Raw genomic sequence first — 23,827 nt, forward strand, 5'->3', positions numbered from 1 at the left:
TTGATGCAACCTGAATGCTTGTGCGTAAGAAACTACCAGCGCGCTTTTAGCAGGTTCGGCTGAATACCGCTTATCGCATGGGTATTGCTGAACTGCTGCTTGATGCCTGCTTCGAATTCTTCGCGGAAATATTTAATCGCGCTTTGCAGAGGCTCAACGGCGCCTGGTGCGTGGGCACAGAAGGTTTTGCCCGGACCAAGGAATCGACACAGTTGCTCAAGTGTTTCGATATCACCAGGCTGGCCTTCGCCACGTTCAAGAGCACGCAGGATCTTCACGCTCCACGGCAAACCATCACGGCACGGTGTGCACCAGCCGCAGGACTCGCGAGCGAAGAACTCTTCCAGGTTGCGAACCAGCGGTACCATACCAATTTCGTGGTCAACGGCCATCGCCAGCGCAGTCCCCAGACGGCTACCTGCTTTACCAATGCTTTCAAATTCCATTGGCAGGTCAAGATGCGCTTCGGTCAGGAAGTCTGTACCTGCGCCGCCCGGCTGCCAGGCTTTGAATTTAAGCCCATCGCGCATACCGCCAGCGTAGTCTTCAAGGATTTCACGCGCGGTGGTACCGAACGGTAATTCCCAAAGACCTGGATTTTTGACGCGACCAGAGAAGCCCATCAGTTTTGTGCCGGCATCTTTACTGGTAGAGATGTTTTGATACCACTCCACGCCGTTCGCCAGGATTGCCGGAACGTTACACAGGGTTTCGACGTTGTTCACACAGGTCGGTTTACCCCACACGCCGGAACTTGCCGGGAACGGTGGCTTAGAGCGCGGGTTCGCACGACGGCCTTCAAGGGAGTTAATCAGCGCGGTTTCTTCACCGCAGATGTAGCGCCCTGCCCCGGTATGCACGAACAGCTCGAAGTCAAAACCGGTGCCGAGAATATTTTTGCCAAGCAGACCCGCTTCGGTGGCTTCGGCAATCGCACGACGCAGATTTTCTGCCGCTTCGATGTACTCACCGCGCAGGAAGATGTAGCCGCGATACGCTTTCAACGCAAACGCCGAGATCAGCATGCCTTCCACCAGCAGGTGCGGCAGCTGTTCCATCAACAGGCGGTCTTTGTAGGTGCCGGGTTCCATTTCATCGGCGTTACACAGCAGGTAACGGATGTTCATGGATTCGTCTTTCGGCATCAGGCTCCACTTAAGACCCGTGGAAAAGCCAGCGCCACCGCGCCCTTTGAGGCCAGCGTCTTTCACCGCATTAACGATTTCATCCGGTGCCATGCCAGCAAGCGCTTTGCGAGCACCTTCGTAACCGTTTTTGCTTTGATATTCATCGAGCCATACCGGCTGTTTGTCATCGCGCAGACGCCAGGTCAGCGGATGAGTTTCAGCAGTACGAATTACAGTTTTCATTTGTACTGCTCCAGCAGGTCAGGAATCGCTTCCGGAGTCAGATGGCTGTGAGTGTCCTCATCAATCATCATGCTCGGCCCCTTGTCGCAGTTACCCAGGCAGCAGGTCGGCAGCAGAGTAAAACGACCGTCAAACGTCGTTTGCCCTGGCTTAATGTCGAGTTTTTTCTCGAGCGCGGCCTGAATTCCCTGATAACCCGTGATATGACACACCACGCTGTCGCAATAGCGGATCACGTGACGGCCAACCGGCTGGCGGAAGATTTGGCTGTAGAACGTTGCCACCCCTTCTACATCACTTGCCGGAATGCCGAGCACTTCAGCGATCGCATAAATCGCGCCATCTGGCACCCAACCGCGCTGTTTCTGAACAATTTTCAGCGCTTCAATGGACGCCGCACGCGGGTCTTCGTAGTGGTGCATCTCATGCTCAATCGCCGCACGTTCTGCCGCACTCAGCTCAAAAGCCTCGGTTTGTGGTTGTTGATTCTCGTGCATAATTAGCGGTCCACATCTGACATAACAAAATCGATACTACCCAGATGGACGATCAAGTCGGACACCAGGCTGCCGCGTACCGCTACCGGAATTTGCTGCAAATGCGCAAAACTCGGGGTACGGATACGAGTACGGTAGCTCATGGTGCTGCCATCGCTGGTCAGGTAATAACTGTTGATACCCTTGGTCGCCTCAATCATCTGGAAGGATTCGTTGGCCGGCATAACAGGGCCCCACGAAACCTGCAGGAAGTGGGTGATCAGGGTTTCGATATGTTGCAGCGTACGCTCTTTCGGTGGCGGCGTTGTCAGCGGGTGATCCGCCTTGAACGGGCCTTCCGGCATGTTGTTGAGACACTGCTCAAGAATACGCAAGCTTTGGCGTAGCTCTTCAACTTTCAGCATCACGCGGGTATAGCAGTCAGAAACACCGCCGCCAACCGGGACTTCAAAGTCGAAGTTTTCATAGCCTGAGTATGGACGCGCTTTACGCACGTCAAAATCAATCCCTGTCGCACGCAACGCAGCACCGGTACAACCCCAATCCAGGGCTTCTTTCGCACCGTAAGCGGCGACACCCTTAGAGCGGGCAATCAGAATGGTGTTACGCAGCGCGGCTTTCTCGTATGAGTCCAGACGCTTTGGCATCCAGTCGAGGAAATCACGCAGCAGCTTATCCCAGCCGCGCGGTAGATCGTGTGCAACACCGCCGATACGGAACCAGGCTGGATGCATACGGAAACCGGTAATGGCTTCGACGACATCGTAGATTTTTTGACGGTCGGTAAAGGCGAAGAAGACCGGTGTCATCGCACCGACGTCCTGAATGAACGTAGAGATGTACAGCAAATGGCTGTTGATACGGAACAGTTCGGAGAGCATCACGCGAATGACATTCACGCGATCCGGAACGGTAATGCCCGCTAATTTTTCTACCGCTAGCACGTAAGGCATTTCGTTCACGCAGCCGCCGAGGTATTCGATACGGTCGGTGTACGGAATGTAGCTGTGCCAGGACTGACGCTCGCCCATCTTCTCAGCACCACGGTGGTGATAGCCGATATCAGGAACGCAGTCGACAATCTCTTCGCCATCAAGCTGGAGGATAATACGGAATGCACCGTGTGAAGACGGGTGGTTCGGGCCGAGGTTGAGGAACATGAAGTCCTCGTTTTCGGTGCTGCGCTTCATGCCCCAGTCTTCAGGCTTGAACGTCAGCGCTTCCATCTCCAGATCCTGTTTCGCTTTCGTCAGCTCAAACGGATCGAATTCGGTCGCACGCGCCGGATAATCTTTACGCAGCGGGTGGCCCGTCCACGTCGGTGGCATCAGAAGACGCGTCAGATGCGGGTGACCGTCGAAGGTCATACCGAACATTTCCCAGGTTTCACGCTCATACCAGTTAGCGTTCGGGAAAAGTTTGGTGAACGTTGGCAAGCGCATGTCGTTTTCAGACAATGCCACCTTGAGCATGATATCCCGATTGCGGTCTATTGAGATCAGGTGGTAGAAAACGGAAAAATCCGCCGCGGGTAAACCGTGACGGTGCGTGCGTAAGCGCTCATCCATGCCGTGGAGGTCAAACAGCATGACGTAAGGTTTTGGCAGTTTCTTTAAGAAATCGCCCACTTCCAGTAATTGTTCACGCTTAACCCAAACGACGGGTACCCCGGTGCGGGTGGCCTGAACAGTAAAGGCATCCGGCCCAAAACGGTTGCGCAGTTCGCCGATGACCGGGTCATCCAGATGGTCCCGGGTAAGACAAGCGGCTTGCGCGGTTAAGTCGGTCATATTGTTCACCATTGCAAATGGTCCGTGGTGACTGTCGGGCATGGCTTCGCGCTATTTGTATAGTGATATGCGAAGGGTTTCTCCACTGCCCGCAGGCGTAAATTAAATTTCGTCAGGCGTACGCAGGTTTGTCACTGCGATACGTTCGCCGCGTTTACGCTCGCGCTCTGATTGCATATTGGCGCGATACACGCCCTGATCGCCAACCACCCAGGAAAGCGGACGGCGCTCTTTGCCAATCGAATCCTGCAGCAGCATCAGTGCCTGCATGTAAGCTTCCGGACGTGGCGGACAGCCAGGAATGTAAACATCCACTGGGATAAATTTATCGACCCCCTGCACGACAGAATAAATGTCGTACATACCACCGGAGTTTGCACATGCGCCCATGGAAATAACCCATTTCGGCTCGAGCATTTGATCGTAAAGACGCTGAATAACAGGCGCCATTTTGGTGAAGCAGGTTCCCGCAACCACCATCAGGTCAGCCTGACGTGGTGAAGCACGCAGTACCTCGGCACCAAAACGCGCAACGTCATGCACCGCAGTGAATGACGTCACCATTTCAACGTAGCAGCAAGAAAGACCAAAGTTGTATGGCCAGATTGAGTTCTTACGACCCCAGTTGACCATATCGTGCATGGCATGCTCGAGCTTGCCCATGTACACGCTTTTGTTGATTTCTTGCTCCAGGGGGTCGGTTACGATCTCCTGTTTTTGCAGGGGGTAACGGTCATTCTCACCGTTAGGATCTATGCGGGTGAGCGTATAATCCATCTTATTGCCTCGCTGTTACTGCTGACGATTAGAGTTACTGTTTTCCGGGTTAACCAGTTCACGGCGTGAACGCGTCGGTGTCCAGTCCAGAGCGCCGATGCGCACCAGATAAACCAGACCGGCCAGTAGCACTAAAATGAAAATTGCGGCTTCGACAAAGCCCACCCATCCGCTTTCACGAATTGAGGTTGACCATGCGAACAGGTAGAGCGCTTCAACGTCGAAGATCACGAAGAACATGGCCACCAGATAGAACTTGGCGGACAGGCGTAAGCGTGCAGTACCTACCGAATCGATACCCGATTCAAATGGGGTGTTTTTGTGCCTTGCGCGGGCGCGACCGCCCAGGAACCAGCCGCCGATTAACATCAGGCAGCACAGACCTATGGCAACAATAAGAAAGATTGCGAATGCCCAGTGATGAGCGACGACTTCTGTGGATGTTGACATACTCATTGCTTACTCATCAAAAGTGATACCTATAGCTCTGCTCTTACTGGCAGATGGACATCACATCGATTCATGGGGAGGAATAAATAACCTTACATCGACTGTCAGAAATGAGACATAGACAGCAAAATGATGTGGTTTTTTACTCCTTTCTATAACCTTTTGTCAACTTTAACAAAGGTTTCTTCACATTAAATCACACGGATCAATTCTCATTAACATTTCATGCCCTTTAACCCTGGTGGGTGGATGACTTTACGTCAACTGCATGCTGTTGAATCGTGTCCGTTTTGCAGTAAAAGTAATATTACCCTCCTATTTTGACAGGATTTGCCGCTGATTCCTCCCCCCAAATGGGAGTATTTTCTTGATCTGAGACACGCTTTTGTTAATCCAATCAAAAAAACGGCAACATTTTTACTGTTTTTTTAACATTGGCACCTAAAACAAAATTTCAAAATCAAAATGCCCATAAATCCATCAAAACTCATTATCCGGATGAAAATAAACAGATATTTCCAAAAGGCATAATAATAATATTGATATTATTGTCAAAAAAAAACCACTCCGCGAGAATGACTCGCGAGTGGTCTTTTTTTACAATTACAAATTGTTACGAGAATTGTAGGATCCGGATCACTGAAAATCCTTTTCAGTAACAAGGGAATCATCCCCCCCTTCAGGAGTAAGATTCTCGAATTGCCATGGATTGTGGTAGCTCACCATCGCGTCGAACACGATTTTCGCCAGTTCATTATTGCTGGCTGTGTTATGACAAAGGAGATATTCCGTGTCCGGGAGAGTTGGCAGTCCATCTGCACGGCCTAACACACGTAAATCTGGACTCATCATCTCAACAGGACGTGCCGTGACACCCAGCCCTGCCTTAACAGCGGCACGTACGGCCGGCAATGTTGAAGCAACATAGGCCAGACGCCATGGAATATTGGCTTCATTCAGCGCATTAAGCGCCATATCGCGGAATGGGCTCGGATCGTCTAGCAGCACCAACGGAATAGGGTCGCCTTTTTGCAGCACATATTCTGCAGCGCAGTACCAATGCGTTGGGGACGTTCGCAGCGTCAAACAATCAAACTGTCCAGGACGATGTGTTGTCACCACCAGATCGACCTGATGCTCTTTCAGCATATCAATCATAAACGCATTGCGTTTTACGCTTACATCCAGGGCAAGCTTCGGATAAACCGAACTAATGCGATTAAGCAAAAAAGGCAAGATCGTATCAGCTGACTCATCAGATGCACCTAAGGTCAAAACACCCTGAAGGTTGCTAAACATTAATGACATACATGCTTCGTCGTTGAAGCGAAGTATCTTCCTGGCGTAACCCAGAAGCTGAATTCCATGCTCGGTTAAGAGCTTATTGCGGCCATGACGGGCAAAAAGCTCTTTACCGACAAGTTGTTCCAGCCGCTGCATTTGCTGACTAACAGCCGACTGGGTACGACACACAGCCGCAGCAGCGGCTGCAAATGTATTGAGATCAGCGACCGCAACAAAAGTTCTCAGCAGATCGAGGTCGAGATTCATTATCGGACGATTTGCATTTATCATATCTATTCACTTACTAGTTGCTCGTGCGGAGCTGCCAGACCGGCAGACTACCTGACAGATAGTTATTGGCTGGTGTATAGCGAAAGTCAGAAACAACGTTCCATGACGATAATTTTATTCTCTTAAACGTTAAGAATATTTAGAGGTTTTGCCGATCCAGGTAAATTCCATTAAAGAAATTTCAAATCAGCCTCATCTTTCAGGCAACACGGCTACAGCAGCAAAAGTGTCGCATATCCGTTATAACAGAGATAATTCTTACAATAACAATCAATTAATACAGTCAAAACAGAAAAAAATACACTGAAATGTAAACATTCATCCGTTTACTGAGACAACATCTTAACTCAAACCCACTTTATTTATAAGTATTATCGCATCATCACTGATTAAACGATGTTGATATAGCGCTAAACTAATTTTATTAAAATTAACGAAAGTTAAGATTTAAGCGTCAATAATAAATAAACATTAATTTAGATTAGGTTTATTCATTAATACTGCTTAACATTATTTTCACACGCGTAACGTTTGTCAAAATTAAACATGTACCAAAGATAGTAAGAAGCATTCCGATTTTACGAAAGGTCACGAGAAGAAACCATTCCAGACTCATCGACTTTAGTTGCTTTACCTTAATTTCAAACAGGATAAAATACAATAAAAATTTTACCCATCAAGATATAACACTAAAAAACATTAATTAAGCAAACGTTTTGACCACATAAAAGCTATTTACTCAGTTAAAGACATTCCACATCATTTTATTCACTCTACAAAATCTTCTACTGCACACCCTTCAAAATGCCCCGCGGTGGGAGTACATTGTTTCGTGCTGACTTCCACGGCAGGGAGTGGCAATAACAGCTAAAAGGTCAAAGATTCATGTCCCCTATCGAAAAATCCAGCAAATTAGATAACGTCTGTTACGACATCCGCGGCCCCGTTCTCAAAGAGGCAAAACGCCTGGAAGAGGAAGGCAACAAAGTTCTGAAACTCAACATTGGTAACCCTGCGCCGTTTGGTTTTGATGCGCCGGACGAAATCCTCGTTGATGTGATTCGAAACCTTCCCACGGCCCAAGGCTACTGTGATTCAAAGGGGTTGTACTCCGCCCGTAAAGCGATCATGCAGCATTATCAGGCCCGTGGTATGCGTGATGTCACCGTTGAAGATATCTATATCGGTAACGGCGTTTCCGAATTGATCGTGCAGGCCATGCAGGCGCTGTTGAACAGCGGCGATGAGATGCTCGTTCCCGCGCCGGATTACCCGCTGTGGACTGCCGCCGTATCGCTTTCGAGCGGTAAAGCCGTGCATTATCTGTGTGATGAATCTTCTGACTGGTTCCCGGACCTTGACGATATCCGTTCTAAAATCACGCCGCGCACCCGTGGTATCGTTATTATCAACCCGAATAACCCAACCGGTGCGGTCTACTCCAAAGAGCTGTTAATGGAGATCGTTGAGATCGCCCGTCAGCATAACCTGATCATTTACGCCGACGAGATTTACGACAAAATTCTGTACGACGCCGCACAGCACCACTCCATCGCGGCACTGGCACCCGATCTGCTAACGGTGACATTTAACGGTTTGTCAAAAACTTACCGCGTGGCGGGTTTCCGCCAGGGATGGATGGTCCTTCATGGCCCGAAAAAGCACGCTAAAGGTTATATTGAAGGCCTTGAAATGCTGGCGTCTATGCGCCTGTGTGCAAACGTTCCGGCACAACACGCGATTCAGACCGCGCTTGGCGGGTATCAAAGCATCAGCGAATTTATCGTGCCGGGCGGGCGCCTGTACGAACAGCGTAACCGCGCGTGGGAATTGATTAATGATATTCCTGGCGTGTCGTGCGTGAAGCCAAATGGTGCGCTCTATATGTTCCCGAAAATTGATGCAAAGCGCTTCAATATTCATGATGACCAGAAAATGGTACTCGATTTCCTGTTACAGGAAAAAGTGCTGCTGGTACAGGGTACGGCGTTTAACTGGCCATGGCCTGACCACGTCCGTATTGTTACCTTACCTCGCGAAGACGAGCTTGAAATGGCAATCAGCCGATTTGGCCGTTTCCTGTCAGGTTACCATCAGCTCTAACCTTCATCAGGCTGCCCACGGCAGCCTGATTTGCATCTTGCCTCCCCTCCCCGCACAATGAAATCTGTCGCCGTGAAAGACAAAAGGTAACTTATGAGTCAAAGTCATTTCTTCGCCCATCTCTCCCGCCTGAAACTCATCAACCGCTGGCCGCTGATGCGCAATGTGCGTACTGAAAATGTGTCTGAGCACAGTTTGCAGGTAGCTATGGTCGCCCATGCGCTGGCGGCGATTAAAAATCGCAAATTCAATGGGAAAGTCAACGCCGAACGCATTGCCCTGCTGGCGATGTATCACGATGCGTCAGAAGTGTTAACGGGCGATTTACCGACGCCAGTAAAATATTTCAACTCGCAGATTGCGCAAGAATATAAAGCCATTGAAAAGATCGCCCAACAGAAGCTGGTTGATATGGTTCCGGAGGAGTTACGCGATATTTTTGCTCCTCTGATCGACGAGCATCAGTGCAGCGAAGAAGAGAGATTACTGGTGAAACAGGCCGATGCTCTGTGCGCCTATCTGAAATGTCTGGAAGAACTCTCCGCGGGCAACAATGAATTCCTGTTAGCGAAATCGCGCCTGGAAAAAACACTGGAATCACGGCGCAGTGAGGAGATGGATTATTTCATGCAGGTGTTTGTGCCGAGTTTTCAGCTGTCGCTGGATGAGATAAGTCAGGATTCACCACTGTAACCGTCTCGCCCGGTGAGTGCCGGGCGAATAAATCAGAACGGGAAAAACACCGGGATCAGCACGACGCACACCATCATCACTAAAAGCGTAAACGGCACGCCAAGCTTGACGAAATCACTGAATTTATAATTTCCTGGCCCCAACACCAGCGTATTGACCGGTGATGACACGGGCGTCATAAACGCAGCGGAAGCCGCCATCGCCACCATCATGGCAAACGGATAAGGCGATACCCCCATTGATTTCGCCATCGCCAAAGCGATGGGCGCCATCAATACTGCCGTTGCGGTATTGGAGATAAAGAGTCCAATCGACGCGCACATCACGAACAGACACACCAGCATCATGTAAGGCCCGTAACCCCCGCCGACGTCCATCAATCCTTTAACGACTAAATCCACGCCGCCTGTTTTTTGCAGTGCAAGGGCAAAAGGCATCATCCCCACGATAAGAATAATGCTCGGCCAATGGATGGCTTTATAGGCGCTTTCGGCGTCGATACAGCGGAATTTCCCCATCAGCAAGCAGGCAACTATCGCGGCGATAGGATTCGGAATTTCGTCGGTCAGCATCAAAGCCACCATGAGCACCAGACAGAAAATGGCGTGTGGAGCCTGGCTGTGCGCGGGCGATGCATCGCTCTCTTCTACGGGCATATTCAACACCACAAAATCGCGTCCTTTTTGCCCCAACTGGTTGATGAGTTTCCAGTTTCCGACGACCAGGAAGATGTCGCCCAACTGTAACGGCTCATCCACTAATGCCCCTTCAACCGCAACGCCATCACGCTTTAACCCAACAACGTTAAGGCCATACCGGGTACGAAAACCCATTTCACGCACAGTTTTGCCCAGCAGTTCGGATTCAGGGATAAGCGAAACTTCCGCCATTCCGACGTCAAGCGCCTGATCGGAGAAATATTCCCCGCGCAGCACCATCGGCTCGAGCAGTTGTTCAGCACAAAACTCACGTAAATCGACATCTGCCGTCGACATATCGATCAGTAAAACGTCTCGTGCACGAAACTCCGATACCCCGTTGACGTTGACGATGACGCGACGAAACCGCCGCCAGCGTTCGACACCAATAATATTCGCGCCATAGCGCTCGCGCAGCTTGAGATCGTCAAGACGCTGGCCGATCAGGGGCGAACCCGGGCGGATAGCCAGACGGCGTGCCCGCCCGGTGAGGCGATACTCTTTGATCAGATCGCGAAAAGTCCGTCGACGCCAGCCATCTTTATTTTTATGGAGGGGATCCCCTTTCAGGGCAAAACGGGTCAGCAGCATGTAAAACACGCCGAGTACCAGCACGACCAATCCAATAGGCGTCACGCTAAAGAAGCTGAAACCTGCGTATCCTTCTCGCAACAGCTCGCTGTTCACCACCAGATTCGGCGGCGTCGCCACGAGCGTCATCATCCCACTGATGAGCCCTGCAAAACTCAGCGGCATCATTAACCGCGAGGGTGACGTTTGCATACGCATTGAGACGCTTAACACGACCGGGATGAAAATGGCGACCACGCCAGTGGAGCTCATAAATGCGCCAAGCCCTGCCACAGTGAGCATCAGGTAAATGAGCATCTTGGTTTCACTGCTACCCGCCACTTTTACCAGCCACGAGCCCATCACCGTCGCCACTCCGGTTCGGACCAGTCCGTCACCAATAATAAAGAGGGCGGCAATCAGAATGACGTTGGGATCGCTAAAGCCAGAGAACGCTTCAGAAAGCGTTAGCGTACCGCTCAGTACGAACGCAACAATAACCAGCAGCGCAACGGCGTCCATGCGTACTTTGCCGGTTGCAAAGAGGATAATGGCGATAGCGAGCAGGCTGAGCACCCAAATCAATTCACCGTTCACAACATGTCCTTGTCAGGGAAAAGAAGACATTTTGCCACAAAAAGGCCCCAACAATGTGGGGCCAATTCATGGGGTTATATTTTCAGGGAGACGGTCACATTCCCGTCTGAATTCCTGTGGACGTCAAGCGTCTCGAGAGAGGAGATCACGAAGTCGACTTCGTCCAGTCGGGGTGAACCGGCCGGCACGTTGACGGCAATCACATGGCTGCCAGCGTTAAGGCCTGCCAGCACACCGGCGGCGGCGTCTTCGACCACAACGCAATCGGCAGGGTGAAGTCCCAGCAATTCCGCCCCCAACAAAAAGGCGTCAGGCTCAGGTTTACCGCGCTTAACACGTTCTGCCGTGACGAAAACTTCCGGTAACGGGAGGCCCGCCGCTTTGTGGCGCGCATGCGCAACCGGAATCGAACCTGACGTCACAATTGCCCATGGAATGTGCGCTTCATTCAAATGCTGGAGCAGTTCAATTGCACCCGGCAACGCAACGATGCCGTCGGTATCGGCCGCTTCGATTTGCTCCAGATACGTGAACTCGGACTGAATTTCCTCTTCGCTTCTTCCAGGCAGAAAATGGCGGAGAGAAGTAATGGCCTGTTTGCCATGGATAAAATTCAGTACATCCTGATGGTGAATGCCATGCCTGTCGGCCCAATGGCACCATGAACGCTCGACAACCGGCAGCGAATCCACCAGCGTACCGTCCAGATCAAACAGAAAACCTTTACACTGCACATTCACCCCCTCAGGCGTTGATGATTTGTTGGATCTCGTTGCTACTTAAATGGTACTGACGCGGGCATGAATGCCACACGCTCAACATCCGTTGGTATTTTTCCCACATCGGAGTTTGCGAGTTAAAGCCATGCGTACCCGCATCAAAATGGGTGTAACGCCCTTCCGTGTTGACCATGAAGCGGACGTAACTCAGATAGCGTGATTCGGTGGCGACATCAAAGCCCAGGAACGTCACACGACGCTCATCAATGGTTTGGGCATCTTTCAGGTTGGTCCAGGAAACATGAAGCGCGTGATACATCTCCATGATGTCGATAACGGTGCGACAGGTTTCTTCCTTCAATTCACCAAACTCACGGTCCAGCTCGCGCATCTGCAAGCCAAAGCCGCGTTCGACGATGGTTTGCAAGCGGCGGTAGCGCTCAGCGTTGTCGGGATCAAGCATGGTCATCATTTTGTACTGATTGGACAAAATCAGACGTTGAGCGTTGGTCATTTCCATCTTTCGACTCCTGTTGCGCATGGCACTTAAAAAAAAGACACGGTAACTGTTTGTTACTGTGCCTTCTTTTTACAACCGTTTCGATGATCAATCACAAGTCATCAAGGAATGTTTTATCAAGTTGCTTAAACGCCCGCTTGAGCGTATCCGCCAGCGCCTGATAATCGGGTTTGCCTTCGACCGGAGCGAGCGCTTGCCCTGCTTCCTGAAGTTTGCCGCGCACTTCATAAAACCAGTGTAAAATAGTAGGTGGCAGCGGCGTAACAGAGCGTTTACCCAGCCACCATAAACCCTGCATGGGCAGCGTAAGCGCAAAGAGTGCGGTGGCGACAGCCGGGCCAAGTTGGCCACCTAACGCTATCTGCCAGCAAAGGGTAAACACCGCGATCGGCGGCATAAAGCGAATCGCATAGCGCGTCATACGGATGACACGATTTTCGACAAACACTGGCGCAAGGCGTTTTTCCAACGGCCACGTCTTTGCATAATGCTGTCCCCGACGAAACAGACTGAAGAAGTTCACGGAGGGGTTTTCAGGTGTCGACATGGCTGTACCTCAACTTCACATATAAAATTTAAAATTTTCGTGCAAATCCACAACACGCCATGACAACGTTCAAAATATTTTGTCATCGCTACCCAGTATCGGGTATTCTGTGCCAGCCTCAAAGGGCCTTAGACGAGAATCGTTAACTCGTCAAATTATCGCATATTATGCCATTGTCTGAAAATCGTTCAAAATGGCGTAAAATCATATGGATTTCTTTCATCATGCCAGAAAGTTTGTTTGGCATGATGTTAATCATAAATGTCTGAGTCATCTTGCGTTACGCTTTTAGACTCACTGACGTTTTTTTAGCCACGTATCAATAGTAGGTACTTCCATGTCGAGTAAGTTAGTACTGGTTCTGAACTGCGGTAGTTCTTCCCTCAAATTTGCCATCATCGATGCAATCAACGGTGAAGAGTACCTCTCTGGTTTGTCCGAGTGTTTCCATCTTCCTGAAGCACGTATCAAATGGAAAATGGACGGTAGCAAACAAGAAGCGGCTTTAGGTGCAGGCGCCGCTCACAGTGAAGCGCTGAACTTTATCGTTAACACTATTCTGGCACAAAAACCAGAACTGTCTGCTCAGCTGACCTCAATTGGTCATCGTATCGTCCACGGCGGCGAAAAATACACCAAATCCGTGATCATTGATGAGACCGTGATTCAGGGTATTAAAGATGCAGCACCATTTGCACCGCTGCACAACCCGGCTCACCTGATCGGTATCTACGAAGCGCTGAAATCCTTCCCGCATCTGAAAGACAAAAACGTGGCTGTGTTCGATACTGCGTTCCATCAGACCATGCCGGAAGAGTCTTACCTCTATGCCCTGCCGTACAAACTCTACAAAGAACATGGCGTACGTCGCTATGGCGCACACGGCACCAGCCACTTCTATGTGACTCAGGAAGCGGCAAAAGTCCTGAACAAGCCGGTTGAAGAAGTGAACATCATCACTTGCCACCTGGGCAACGGCGGTTCTGTTTCTGCTATCCGTAACGGCAAATGTGTTGATACTTCTATGGGTCTGACCCCGCTGGAAGGTCTGGTGATGGGTACGCGTTCCGGTGACATCGATCCGGCGATTATCTTCCACCTGCACGACACTCTGGGCATGAGCGTTGACGACATCAACAAAATGCTGACCAAAGAGTCTGGCCTGCTGGGTCTGACCGAAGTCACCAGCGACTGCCGTTATGTTGAAGACAACTACGCAGATAAAGAAGACGCAAAACGTGCCATGGACGTTTACTGCCACCGTCTGGCGAAATACATCGGTTCTTACACTGCACTGATGGACGGTCGTCTGGATGCTGTTGTCTTCACCGGTGGTATCGGTGAAAACGCCGCGATGGTTCGCGAACTGTCCCTGGGCAAACTGGGCGTTCTGGGCTTCGAAGTTGATCACGAACGTAACCTGGCTGCTCGTTTCGGCAAATCCGGTTACATCAACAAAGAAGGCACCCGTCTGGCGATGGTTATCCCAACCAATGAAGAGTTGGTCATCGCACAAGACGCAAACCGTCTGACTGCCTAATACCACACCGCCAGCCTTGCTGGCGGTGCTGTTTTGTACCCCGCCCACTGCGGCGGTAACCAAAAGAGGATAAACCGTGTCCCGTATTATTATGCTGATCCCTACCGGAACCAGCGTCGGCCTGACCAGCGTCAGCCTTGGCGTTATCCGTGCTATGGAACGCAAAGGCGTTCGTCTGAGCGTCTTTAAGCCTATCGCCCAGCCTCGTGCGGGTGGCGATGCGCCAGACCAAACCACCGCCATTGTGCGTGCCAATTCTAATCTGCCAGCGGCTGAACCGCTGAAGATGAGCCACGTTGAATCTCTGCTTTCCAGCAATCAGAAAGACGTGCTGATGGAAGAGATCATCGCGAACTACCACGCGAACACCCAGAACGCGGAAGTGGTTCTGGTTGAAGGTCTGGTTCCGACGCGTAAACACCAGTTTGCTCAGTCACTGAACTACGAAATTGCTAAGACTCTGAACGCTGAAATCGTGTTTGTGATGTCTCAGGGTACCGACACTCAGGAACAGCTGAAAGAACGTATCGAACTGACCCGCAGCAGCTTCGGTGGCGCGAAAAACGCTAACATCACTGGCGTTATCGTCAACAAGCTGAATGCGCCGGTTGATGAACAAGGCCGTACTCGCCCGGATCTGTCAGAAATTTTTGACGACTCTTCCAAAGCGAAAGTCGTGAAAGTGGACCCTGCTCAGCTTAGCGAAAGCAGCCCACTGCCTATTCTGGGCGCGGTACCGTGGAGCTTTGATCTGATTGCGACTCGCGCAATCGACATGGCGCGCCACCTGAACGCTACCGTAGTCAACGAAGGCGACATTCAGACCCGCCGCGTGAAGTCCGTGACCTTCTGTGCCCGTAGCATTCCGCACATGCTGGAACACTTCCGTGCAGGTTCTCTGCTGGTGACTTCCGCAGACCGCCCAGACGTGCTGGTTGCAGCGTGTCTGGCCGCAATGAATGGCGTAGAAATCGGTGCAATTCTGCTGACCGGCGCGTACGAAATGGACGCGCGCGTCAGCAAGCTGTGCGAACGCGCTTTCGCGACTGGCCTGCCGGTATTCATGGTTAACACCAACACCTGGCAGACCTCTTTGAGCCTGCAGAGCTTCAACCTGGAAGTTCCGGTTGACGACCATGAGCGTATCGAGAAAGTTCAGGAATACGTTGCAAGCTTCATCAATGCTGACTGGATCGAATCCCTGACAGCTACCTCTGAGCGCAGCCGCCGTCTGTCTCCGCCAGCCTTCCGTTACCAGCTGACTGAGCTGGCACGTAAAGCCGGCAAACGCGTTGTTCTGCCAGAAGGTGATGAGCCACGTACCGTTAAAGCAGCTGCTATCTGCGCAGAACGCGGAATCGCGACCTGCGTACTGCTCGGTAATCCTGATGAAATCACCCGCATCGCCGCATCTCAAGGCGTTGAGCTGGGTTCAGGTATCGAAATCGTTGATCCAGAAGTGGTACGCGAAAGCTATGTTGCCCGTCTGGTTGAGCTGCGTAAGAGCAAGGGCATGACCGAAGCCGTTGCCCGCGAACAGCTGGAAGACAACGTGGTGCTGGGTACGCTGATGCTGGAACAGGATGAAGTTGATGGCCTCGTTTCCGGTGCGGTTCATACCACTGCGAACACCATTCGTCCGCCGCTGCAGCTGATCAAAACGGCCCCAGGCAGTTCTCTGGTTTCTTCCGTGTTCTTCATGCTGCTGCCAGAACAGGTTTATGTTTACGGTGACTGTGCGATCAACCCAGATCCAACCGCAGAACAGCTGGCTGAAATCGCGATTCAGTCTGCGGATTCCGCTATTGCCTTTGGTATCGAGCCACGCGTTGCAATGCTCTCCTACTCAACCGGCACGTCTGGTGCAGGTAGCGATGTAGAGAAAGTTCGCGAAGCGACACGTCTGGCGCAGGAAAAACGTCCTGATCTGATCATCGATGGTCCGCTGCAGTATGACGCCGCCGTGATGGCTGATGTGGCAAAATCCAAAGCACCAAACTCTCCGGTTGCGGGTCGCGCTACCGTGTTCATCTTCCCAGATTTGAACACCGGTAACACCACCTACAAAGCGGTACAGCGTTCTGCCGACCTGATCTCCATTGGGCCGATGCTGCAAGGCATGCGCAAACCTGTGAACGACCTGTCCCGTGGCGCACTGGTAGACGATATCGTTTACACCATCGCGCTGACTGCGATTCAGTCTTCTCAGCAGCAGTAATCTGCCTCCGGGCAATCAAAAAGGGCGACCCGTGGGTCGCCCTTTTTATTTACTGCGCAATTACAGCAACTCTCGCGCCGCTGACACGATATCGTGAGCCGTCAGACCATACTCTTTTTGCAAGAAATCCTGCGTTCCGACCTGACCGTATCGCTCTTTTACGCCTACGCGCCGCATCGGTACCGGGCACGTTTCGACCAGCACTTCTGCGACCGCAGAACCCAACCCGTTGTGGATACTGTGGTTTTCACACGTCACAATCCGACCCGTTTTTTCAGCGTAATTTTTCACCAGCATTCGGTCGATAGGTTTAAGGGTGAACATATCAATGACTGCCGCGCTTACGCCCTCTTGTTCAAGCTGACGTGCAGCTTCTAACGCTTCCGCGACCATGATTCCGTTGGCGATAAGGGTAATGTCATCCCCCTCCCGCAATACGTTGCCTTTGCCGATGGTAAACGTTGAGCCCGGCGCGTAAACGCTGGGTGCTTGCTTGCGAATGGTGCGGACCCAGTAGAATCCTTTCAGATCGATTAGTTGACGCAGTACATCCTCAAACATGACAGCATCCGTCACTTCCAGCACCACGGAATGCGCCAGACCGCGCACAATGCCCATGTCCTCAAATGACATGTGCGTGCCGCCGTTATGACAGGCCGTAACGCCTGCATCCGACGCGATGACCTTGACGTTATTTCGTTGATAATCCAACGACATAAACAGCTGGTCAAAACAACGACGGCTGGCAAAGGCCGTAAAGGTATGCACAAACGGCTTACGCCCGGTCAGCGATAACCCCGCGGCTGTGCCAATCACGTTGGCTTCCATAATGCCGCAGTTGATGACGTGCTGTGGATAATCACGCGCCACGCCGTCCATCGCCATTGAGCTCATCAGGTCCGCTTCAAGGGCAATAATCTCGCTGCCCGCTTCTATCTGACTCGCCACAAATCCGGCATACACTTTACGCATCTCAACAGCGTCTTTCTGTCCTGCGGGTGCAACCTTAATCATTTGCGGCCTCCAGTTGGCGAATCGTCTCGTTGAGTGTGGCTTTAACTTCATCCGTCAGGCGTAAGTGGTGGGAGTTACTTAGCTGCTCCAGATACGGCACGCCCTGCCCTTTAATGCTGTCGAGGATGACCACGCGCGGCCTGGCCTGAGCATCAGGTACTGGCGTAACCACCTCCAGCAGGCCGGGAATGTCATCACCTTTAACCGTCACCACGTCAAAACCGAATGCGCGGAATTTCCCTTCCAGATCAAAGGCGCAAATGATCTCGTCCAGTTCACCATCGAGCTGTTGTTTATTCCAGTCGACGAACACGGTCAGGTTATTCAGACGATGATGGGCGATAAACTGGAACGCCTCCCAGCACTGGCCTTCGTTCAACTCGCCATCGCCCACAATACAGAAAACGCGATTTGGTCGTCCCGCCAGCTTATGCGACAACGCCATGCCACCCGCAATGGAGATCCCCTGACCCAGGGAACCGGTCGTGGCATCTACACCACGCGTCTTGAGCCGATCCGGATGGCTCGGCAAACGTGTGCCGTTATGATTAAGGGTGCTTAACTCTTCAACCGGGAAATAGCCTTTAATCGCCAGCGTGCTGTAAAGCGCCGGACCCGCGTGACCTTTCGACAGCACAAAGTAATCACGCTCGGGCCAGTCGGGATCCGCTGGATCAATTTTCATCACCGAACCGTAAAGCACGGCAAGAGTCTCGACCACTGACATACTGCCGCCATAATGCCCAAAACCCAGCTGCGTCAGCGATTTGAGCGTCGCCACGCGAATATCACGCGCCAGTCGGGTAACCTCATTCACATTCATGATTTCGCTCCAGTGTTTTCCTGCGCATTACCGCCAGCAGATTTTTGTTTAGCAAACACGTTGTAGGCCACCAGCAGTGCGAAGACCGCCACGACAAGGCCTGTAATCGCAAACGGTGAGAGATAGCGGGCGAGATTGCCCAACAGGATCCCGACAGCACCAAAGTCAGCGTCCGAGAACGTGGTGTTAGCAAACCCGATAGCACCGAGCACGGGCAACAGCAGGACCGGGAGGAACGTGATCAGCAGGCCGTTGGCAAAAGCACCTATCATTGCGCCACGACGCCCGCCCGTCGCATTACCAAATACACCCGCTGTCGCACCGGTGAAGAAGTGCGGAACAACGCCTGGCAGGATCAGCACCCAGTTCAACTGGCCGCAAATTAACAAGCCCACCAGCCCACCGAGGAAGCTAAACAGGAAACCAATCAGCACCGCGTTAGGGGCGTAGGGATAAACCACCGGACAGTCCAGCGCAGGGCGCGCATTCGGTACCAGTTTTTCCGAGAACCCGGTAAAGGCCGGAACGATTTCTGCCAAAATCAGACGCACACCCTGCAGGATGATGAATACGCCAGCGGCAAACGTAATGGCCATGATAATCGCGTAAACCAGATAGTTTTGCCCGCCGCTGTACGTGCTTTCAACGTACTCACGTCCGGCACTCACCGCCATGATCAGATAAATAATCATCATGGTCAGCGAGATTGAAATGGAGCTGTCGCGCAGGAAGCTCAGGTTTTTCGGCAGATTCATCTCTTCCGTTGAACGTGAACCTTTACCGCATTTGCTGCCGATCCAACCAGAGAGCACATAGCCCAGAGTACCGAAGTGACCAAAGGCAATATCGTCGTTTCCGGTGATACGTTTCATGTAGCGCTGCGCAATCGCCGGGAAGAACGCCATCACCAGACCGAGGATCAACGAGCCGGTAAAGACCAGACCGACACCCTCAAACCCAGCGACCGTAAGGATCACACCGATCATACAGGCCATATAAAAAGTGTGATGGCCGGTGAGGAAGATGTATTTCAGGCGCGTAAAGCGGGCGACAATAATATTTGCCACCATACCAAAGGCCATGATTAGCGCGGTTGATGCGCCATATTTTTCCAGCGCGATGGAAACAATCGCTTCATTATTCGGGATAATCCCTTGAATATTGAACGCGTGCTCAAACATACCGCCTAATGGATTTAATGATCCGACCAGCACGGTCGCACCACCGCCCAATACAATAAATCCGAGAATAGTTTTAATCGTACCTTTAACAACATCAGAAAAAGGTTTTTTTTGCGCCACCAGCCCGATCAATGCAATTAAGCCAACCAGTACTGAAGGGACTTTTAAAATATCAACAACGAAATTCAGCGTTTCGAGGATAAACATATCCACCTCACTAAAGTTATTGTTTGTCGAACCAGGCGCGTAATTGCGCTTCGAGTTCATTAATGTCGATGATGTTGTTGATCACCACCAGCTGGCTTTCAGGCACGCTTGCGCTGGCGGCAATATCTTTCGCCATCACGAAAACGTCGGCAGCACCCGGTGTTGCGGAGGAGAGATCGGAGTGCTCTACTTCAGCTTCAATATTTAATTTTTTTAGCACTTTTTTGATATTCATTTCGACCATGAAACTGCTGCCCAGGCCGGAACCGCAAATCGCCATAATTTTCATTGTTATGCCTTTTTCGAGTAGAGTACATCCGCATCACGCGCAGGCGTAATGTGTTTAATGACTGGAATGCGTAATATCTAGAATCGTTCGATGACGGCGTTTATTTCCTCGCGTGTGTTTGCCCTGTGCAATTCAGCCAAATCATCATCACTGGAAAATAACTCAGCCAGTGCAGAGATCATTTCGATGTGACTATTTTTGTCAGGTGCAGCAAGCATGATGATAATATCAACCGGGTCGAATTCTCCGGCGCCAAATGAAACTCCCTGTTTAAGTTTTAATAATGAGAGACCCAGTCCTTTTGCCCCTTCTTCTGGCCGCGCATGCGGCATTGCTAGCCCTGGTGCCAGCACATAATACGGTCCTAACTTGTGATGTTGTTCAACGATCGCCGTAACGTATTCCGGAGCAATCACGTTCATATCCAGCAGTGGCTGGGCACATAATTCCAGTGCCTGTGGCCAGTTTTCAACCCGATCCTCAAGCATGATGGTGGCATCGTTTAACCATTTATTGAGCACCTTCTCCTCCTGCCCTTGCGCCTACAATGAGCAAACTTTATTCAACCCATGAATAGTTAGCTGCGATCAAGATCACAAAGATAGCGCTACCAATTTCTAACATTCAAAATTGTGATAGCGCTATCAAATTACAATCAGCGCGGTAAATCACAGTAAAAAAAGGGATTTAAGGCGTATACTCAATCAACGTGAAGCGAAGGATGAGAAGAAGATCGCGTCTGTCATCAGGAACGAGTATGTCTTTAACCCGAAAACGACGTAGTACCGGCAAAGTGACGATCTCTGACGTTGCACAGCTTGCCGGCGTAGGGACAATGACGGTTTCCCGCGCATTGCGCACGCCCGAACAGGTTTCCGATAAGCTAAGAGAAAAAATAGAAGCGGCGGTACATGAACTGGGCTACATGCCCAATCTTGCCGCCAGTGCGTTGGCGTCCGCGTCATCATGGACCATCGCAATGGTTGTTCCAAATCTTGCAGAGGATGGTTGTTCTGAGATGTTTGCCGGATTGCAACAAATCCTGCAACCCGCCGGATACCAGATTATCCTGGCTGAATCTCAACACCGCCCCGAGCAAGAAGAGAAATTACTGGAAACGCTGCTGGCATCGAATATCGCTGCCGCGATCTTGCTCAGCGTTGAACATACTGACACCGTCCGTCACTGGCTGAAGAATGCGTCAATTCCAGTGATGGAAATGGGTGCGATGCGCGCCGATCCGCTTGATATGAACATTGGAATTGATAACGTTGCCGCGATGTACGAGATAACCGAGCTGGTCATTCAGCGGGGATATCAAAACATTGGTCTGCTGTGCGCCAATCAGGAGCAGTGGATTTTCCAGCAGCATCTGCAAGGCTGGTATAAAGCGATGTTACGCCACCACCTTTCGCCTAATAGAGTGATCAACGCGGCGCTGCCACCTAATTTCTCGACCGGCGCGTCGCAACTGCCGGAATTTTTACTCGCCTGGCCGGAACTGGATGCGCTGGTATGCGTTTCGGATGAGCTGGCGTGCGGGGTGCTGTATGAATGTCAGCGCAGACGCATCAAAGTGCCTGACGATCTGGCCGTTGTCGGGTTTGGCGACAGTGATGTGAGCCGCGTTTGTCAGCCACCCTTGACCACAATGGCAGTACCCCATCGTAAGATTGGTGTTGAAGCAGGACGGGCTTTGCTGGAACGGATGAACGGTGGCGACTGGCGCGATCAGAAACCGATCGCTTCCAGTCTGTGTCTGCGGGAAAGTTGCTAAGGCTTATTCAGCCTGTTCTTGCTTTTCGGGTTTAGCGGATTCATTTTTAGCATTACGGCTCATCCACAGAGCCAGCGCTTTAAGTGAGTCCGGCGTAAACTCATCGCAGCGCGCGGTAATCTCTTCTGGCGTCATCCAGCTCACTTCGCTCACTTCTTCTTCCTGAAGGGCGAAGGGTCCGTGGGACACGCAGCTAAACAGGCCTCCCCAGACGCGGCAGTGTTGATCTTCAAAATAAAACTGACCGTGCTCGGCAAACGGCACGCCCGCGATGCCTAACTCTTCTTCTGCTTCGCGGCGAGCAGAGTCCAGCAGAATTTCATCTGCCTGTACGACACCCCCAGCGGTGGCATCGAGCATACCCGGAAGAAAATCTTTTGTTTCAGTACGTCGCTGTACCAGGATCTTGCCCATTCCGTCGTGAACAACGATGTAAGTTGCGCGATGACGCAGACGCTCTGCGCGCATTTGCTCGCGGCTCGCCTGGGCGATCACTTCATTGTCTTCGCTGACAATATCAACCCATTCTGTACTTGCCAAATGACTCTGCTCCACCATCGGGAACCCTTCTCGTTAAGCGCTCTTTTGGCGCGTTTACAGTTGAGGTGTAACTTACGTATTAATGCTGACCTGCGCAATAACTTGCTGATCATTAAGTGCGATAACGCGTAATTGATTATCGTCCAGAACACCGTAGCTGGGAACATGCCCGCCTTTCGGAATACTGACTGAGCCGGGATTAAAATGCACAATATCCCCCCGCGTCTCCGCCACTGGAATATGAGTATGACCGTAAACCAGCACATCGCCAGTTGTCAGCGCGGGCAGATTATCCGGGCTAAAGAGATGGCCGTGGGTCAAAAATAAACGGCAATTCTCCAGCAAAACCTGTTGCCAGGGTGCGGTTATCGGAAAATGCAGCAGCATCTGATCCACTTCGCTGTCGCAATTTCCCCGAACCGCAATGATTTTATCTGCGTACTGATTAAGTTTTTCAGCTACCTGCGCAGGGGCATAACCTTCCGGCAAGGCGTTTCGTGGGCCATGATTGAGCAGGTCACCCAAAATAATGAGCCACTGTGCGCCGCTTTGTTCAAACAGCGACAACACGCGTTCTGTGGCGGGCAGCGAGCCGTGGATATCTGATGCAAACATTAGTTTCATCAATCACTCCTGACGAAAAAACACGGCCCTATGATACCGCAGTCTGCTGTCTTAATCAGCCTGCGCGCTTAGCAGAAAGCGCGACATAACGCTGCACGGAAGCGCGTTGCCACTGGAATGCGGCATAATCTGCCAGCGCTTGCGGTACGTCATCACCGTTCAGGACAAGGCGATTGAGCATGAGGGCGAGATCGGCATCCGCAATACACCATTCACCAAACAAATTGGGATTGCCATGCTCGAGCAGCCTGGAGGCCGTATCGAACAGTTTACTGGCGCTCGCCGCGCCCGCTTGTGTCAGCGCAGGCTTTTTCACACCAGCAAAAATAACGTCGGTCGAACGCTCTTCACGAATCGGTCCCAAATCGCTGCGTAACCACGCCTGAATCTGCCGGGCGCGGGCGCGCTTTTGCAGGTCGTGAGGATAGATGCGCTCCCATTCTGGCGGTGCAAAACGCTCTTCCAGATACTCATCAATAGCGGAAGACTCGCTCAACTCAAAGTCATCAATTTCCAGAACAGGAACGCGACGCGTTTGCTTATAGCCCTGCCATTGCGGCGTGAGATGCTCACCCCGATCCAAATCTACGGCTTTAAGCGTGAAAGTCAGCCCCTTCTCCGCCAGCGCAACATACACACTCATGACGTAAGGTGAGAAATAGTTAGCATCGGACCAAAGGGTAATCGTAGGTTGACTCATAGCATCCT

Annotated in this window: 23 protein-coding genes; 5 read left to right on the forward strand and 18 right to left on the reverse strand. The window is 51.4% G+C overall.

The features are described from left to right. Positions 1 to 32: 32 nt before the first annotated feature. The 6 genes from nuoF to lrhA all read right to left on the reverse strand — a co-directional run bounded on the left by nuoF (position 33) and on the right by lrhA (position 6,459). Complete coding sequence (nuoF, locus tag I6L74_RS01760; RefSeq protein ID WP_059179319.1) at positions 33 to 1,370, reverse strand: NADH-quinone oxidoreductase subunit NuoF; 1,338 nt, start codon at positions 1,368 to 1,370, stop codon at positions 33 to 35. Beyond that, entirely contained in the window at positions 1,367 to 1,867 is a 501-nt protein-coding gene (nuoE, locus tag I6L74_RS01765) for an NADH-quinone oxidoreductase subunit NuoE (RefSeq protein WP_015959827.1), read from the reverse strand. The genes nuoF and nuoE overlap by 4 nt, the downstream gene beginning before the upstream one ends. A gap of 2 nt (positions 1,868 to 1,869) precedes the next feature. Next, positions 1,870 to 3,669: an NADH-quinone oxidoreductase subunit C/D gene (nuoC, locus tag I6L74_RS01770; RefSeq protein WP_072241875.1), complete on the reverse strand. Its 1,800-nt coding sequence runs from the start codon at positions 3,667 to 3,669 to the stop codon at positions 1,870 to 1,872. 90 nt (positions 3,670 to 3,759) lie between these two features. Continuing rightward, positions 3,760 to 4,434: an NADH-quinone oxidoreductase subunit NuoB gene (nuoB, locus tag I6L74_RS01775; RefSeq protein ID WP_015959829.1), complete on the reverse strand. Its 675-nt coding sequence runs from the start codon at positions 4,432 to 4,434 to the stop codon at positions 3,760 to 3,762. A 15-nt stretch (positions 4,435 to 4,449) separates the two neighbouring features. Continuing rightward, positions 4,450 to 4,890, reverse strand: a complete 441-nt coding sequence (gene nuoA, locus I6L74_RS01780; protein WP_015959830.1) for an NADH-quinone oxidoreductase subunit NuoA — start codon at positions 4,888 to 4,890, stop codon at positions 4,450 to 4,452. A gap of 630 nt (positions 4,891 to 5,520) precedes the next feature. Next, a complete protein-coding gene (gene lrhA, locus I6L74_RS01785) occupies positions 5,521 to 6,459 on the reverse strand; it encodes a transcriptional regulator LrhA (protein WP_059179320.1) in 939 nt (312 codons plus the stop codon). 885 nt (positions 6,460 to 7,344) lie between these two features. Here lrhA and alaA point away from each other — a divergent pair. Then, complete coding sequence (alaA, locus tag I6L74_RS01790; RefSeq protein ID WP_015959832.1) at positions 7,345 to 8,562, forward strand: alanine transaminase AlaA; 1,218 nt, start codon at positions 7,345 to 7,347, stop codon at positions 8,560 to 8,562. 93 nt (positions 8,563 to 8,655) lie between these two features. Next, the gene (gene yfbR / locus I6L74_RS01795) at positions 8,656 to 9,255 is read left to right on the forward strand and encodes a 5'-deoxynucleotidase (protein WP_059179321.1); all 600 of its coding nucleotides are present in this window, start codon (positions 8,656 to 8,658) and stop codon (positions 9,253 to 9,255) included. Positions 9,256 to 9,287: 32 nt separating this feature from the next. On the opposite strand, the gene I6L74_RS01800 is transcribed toward yfbR, so the two are convergent. From I6L74_RS01800 to yfbV, 4 genes are all read right to left on the reverse strand, one after another. Continuing rightward, the gene (locus tag I6L74_RS01800; RefSeq protein WP_059179322.1) at positions 9,288 to 11,120 is read right to left on the reverse strand and encodes an SLC13 family permease; all 1,833 of its coding nucleotides are present in this window, start codon (positions 11,118 to 11,120) and stop codon (positions 9,288 to 9,290) included. Positions 11,121 to 11,194: 74 nt separating this feature from the next. Then, positions 11,195 to 11,854, reverse strand: coding sequence for a sugar phosphatase (locus I6L74_RS01805; protein WP_059179323.1), 660 nt, complete (start codon positions 11,852 to 11,854; stop codon positions 11,195 to 11,197). A gap of 10 nt (positions 11,855 to 11,864) precedes the next feature. After that, positions 11,865 to 12,359 (reverse strand): YfbU family protein, encoded by a 495-nt coding sequence (locus I6L74_RS01810; RefSeq protein WP_015959836.1) that lies wholly within the window; start codon positions 12,357 to 12,359, stop codon positions 11,865 to 11,867. Positions 12,360 to 12,450: 91 nt separating this feature from the next. Further along, positions 12,451 to 12,906, reverse strand: coding sequence for a terminus macrodomain insulation protein YfbV (yfbV, locus tag I6L74_RS01815; protein WP_059179324.1), 456 nt, complete (start codon positions 12,904 to 12,906; stop codon positions 12,451 to 12,453). A 337-nt stretch (positions 12,907 to 13,243) separates the two neighbouring features. Between yfbV and ackA the strand changes: the two genes are divergently transcribed. Beyond that, positions 13,244 to 14,446, forward strand: a complete 1,203-nt coding sequence (ackA, locus tag I6L74_RS01820; protein ID WP_059179325.1) for an acetate kinase — start codon at positions 13,244 to 13,246, stop codon at positions 14,444 to 14,446. Between the two features lie 76 nt (positions 14,447 to 14,522). Beyond that, the gene (gene pta / locus I6L74_RS01825; protein WP_059179326.1) at positions 14,523 to 16,664 is read left to right on the forward strand and encodes a phosphate acetyltransferase; all 2,142 of its coding nucleotides are present in this window, start codon (positions 14,523 to 14,525) and stop codon (positions 16,662 to 16,664) included. Positions 16,665 to 16,724: 60 nt separating this feature from the next. On the opposite strand, the gene I6L74_RS01830 is transcribed toward pta, so the two are convergent. From I6L74_RS01830 to I6L74_RS01850, 5 genes are all read right to left on the reverse strand, one after another. Beyond that, positions 16,725 to 17,678 (reverse strand): transketolase family protein, encoded by a 954-nt coding sequence (locus tag I6L74_RS01830; protein ID WP_059179327.1) that lies wholly within the window; start codon positions 17,676 to 17,678, stop codon positions 16,725 to 16,727. Beyond that, complete coding sequence (locus I6L74_RS01835) at positions 17,671 to 18,501, reverse strand: transketolase (protein WP_059179328.1); 831 nt, start codon at positions 18,499 to 18,501, stop codon at positions 17,671 to 17,673. The genes I6L74_RS01830 and I6L74_RS01835 overlap by 8 nt, the downstream gene beginning before the upstream one ends. Then, entirely contained in the window at positions 18,498 to 19,889 is a 1,392-nt protein-coding gene (locus tag I6L74_RS01840; protein ID WP_059179329.1) for a PTS ascorbate transporter subunit IIC, read from the reverse strand. Before I6L74_RS01840 ends, I6L74_RS01835 begins: the two co-directional genes overlap by 4 nt. Positions 19,890 to 19,905: 16 nt before the next feature. Continuing rightward, positions 19,906 to 20,178, reverse strand: a complete 273-nt coding sequence (locus I6L74_RS01845; protein ID WP_015959843.1) for a PTS sugar transporter subunit IIB — start codon at positions 20,176 to 20,178, stop codon at positions 19,906 to 19,908. A 77-nt stretch (positions 20,179 to 20,255) separates the two neighbouring features. Continuing rightward, positions 20,256 to 20,699, reverse strand: coding sequence for a PTS sugar transporter subunit IIA (locus tag I6L74_RS01850; RefSeq protein ID WP_059179330.1), 444 nt, complete (start codon positions 20,697 to 20,699; stop codon positions 20,256 to 20,258). Between the two features lie 236 nt (positions 20,700 to 20,935). On the opposite strand from I6L74_RS01850, the gene I6L74_RS01855 reads away from it, so the two are divergent. After that, positions 20,936 to 21,955 (forward strand): LacI family DNA-binding transcriptional regulator, encoded by a 1,020-nt coding sequence (locus I6L74_RS01855; protein WP_015959845.1) that lies wholly within the window; start codon positions 20,936 to 20,938, stop codon positions 21,953 to 21,955. A gap of 3 nt (positions 21,956 to 21,958) precedes the next feature. Here the strand turns inward: I6L74_RS01855 and yfcD are convergent, their stop codons facing one another. From yfcD to yfcF, 3 genes are read right to left on the reverse strand one after another with little or no spacing between them, the layout of a single operon-like run. After that, positions 21,959 to 22,513, reverse strand: a complete 555-nt coding sequence (yfcD, locus tag I6L74_RS01860) for an NUDIX hydrolase YfcD (RefSeq protein ID WP_059179331.1) — start codon at positions 22,511 to 22,513, stop codon at positions 21,959 to 21,961. A gap of 54 nt (positions 22,514 to 22,567) precedes the next feature. Continuing rightward, positions 22,568 to 23,119, reverse strand: coding sequence for a phosphodiesterase (gene yfcE / locus I6L74_RS01865; protein WP_059179332.1), 552 nt, complete (start codon positions 23,117 to 23,119; stop codon positions 22,568 to 22,570). 55 nt (positions 23,120 to 23,174) lie between these two features. Next, positions 23,175 to 23,819 carry a glutathione transferase gene (gene yfcF / locus I6L74_RS01870; protein ID WP_059179499.1) on the reverse strand — a complete coding sequence of 215 codons (645 nt, stop codon included), beginning with the start codon at positions 23,817 to 23,819 and terminating at the stop codon, positions 23,175 to 23,177. Positions 23,820 to 23,827 lie beyond the last annotated feature (8 nt).

The organism is Lelliottia amnigena (assembly GCF_019047465.1).
Classification (GTDB): Bacteria; Pseudomonadota; Gammaproteobacteria; order Enterobacterales; family Enterobacteriaceae; genus Enterobacter; species Enterobacter amnigenus.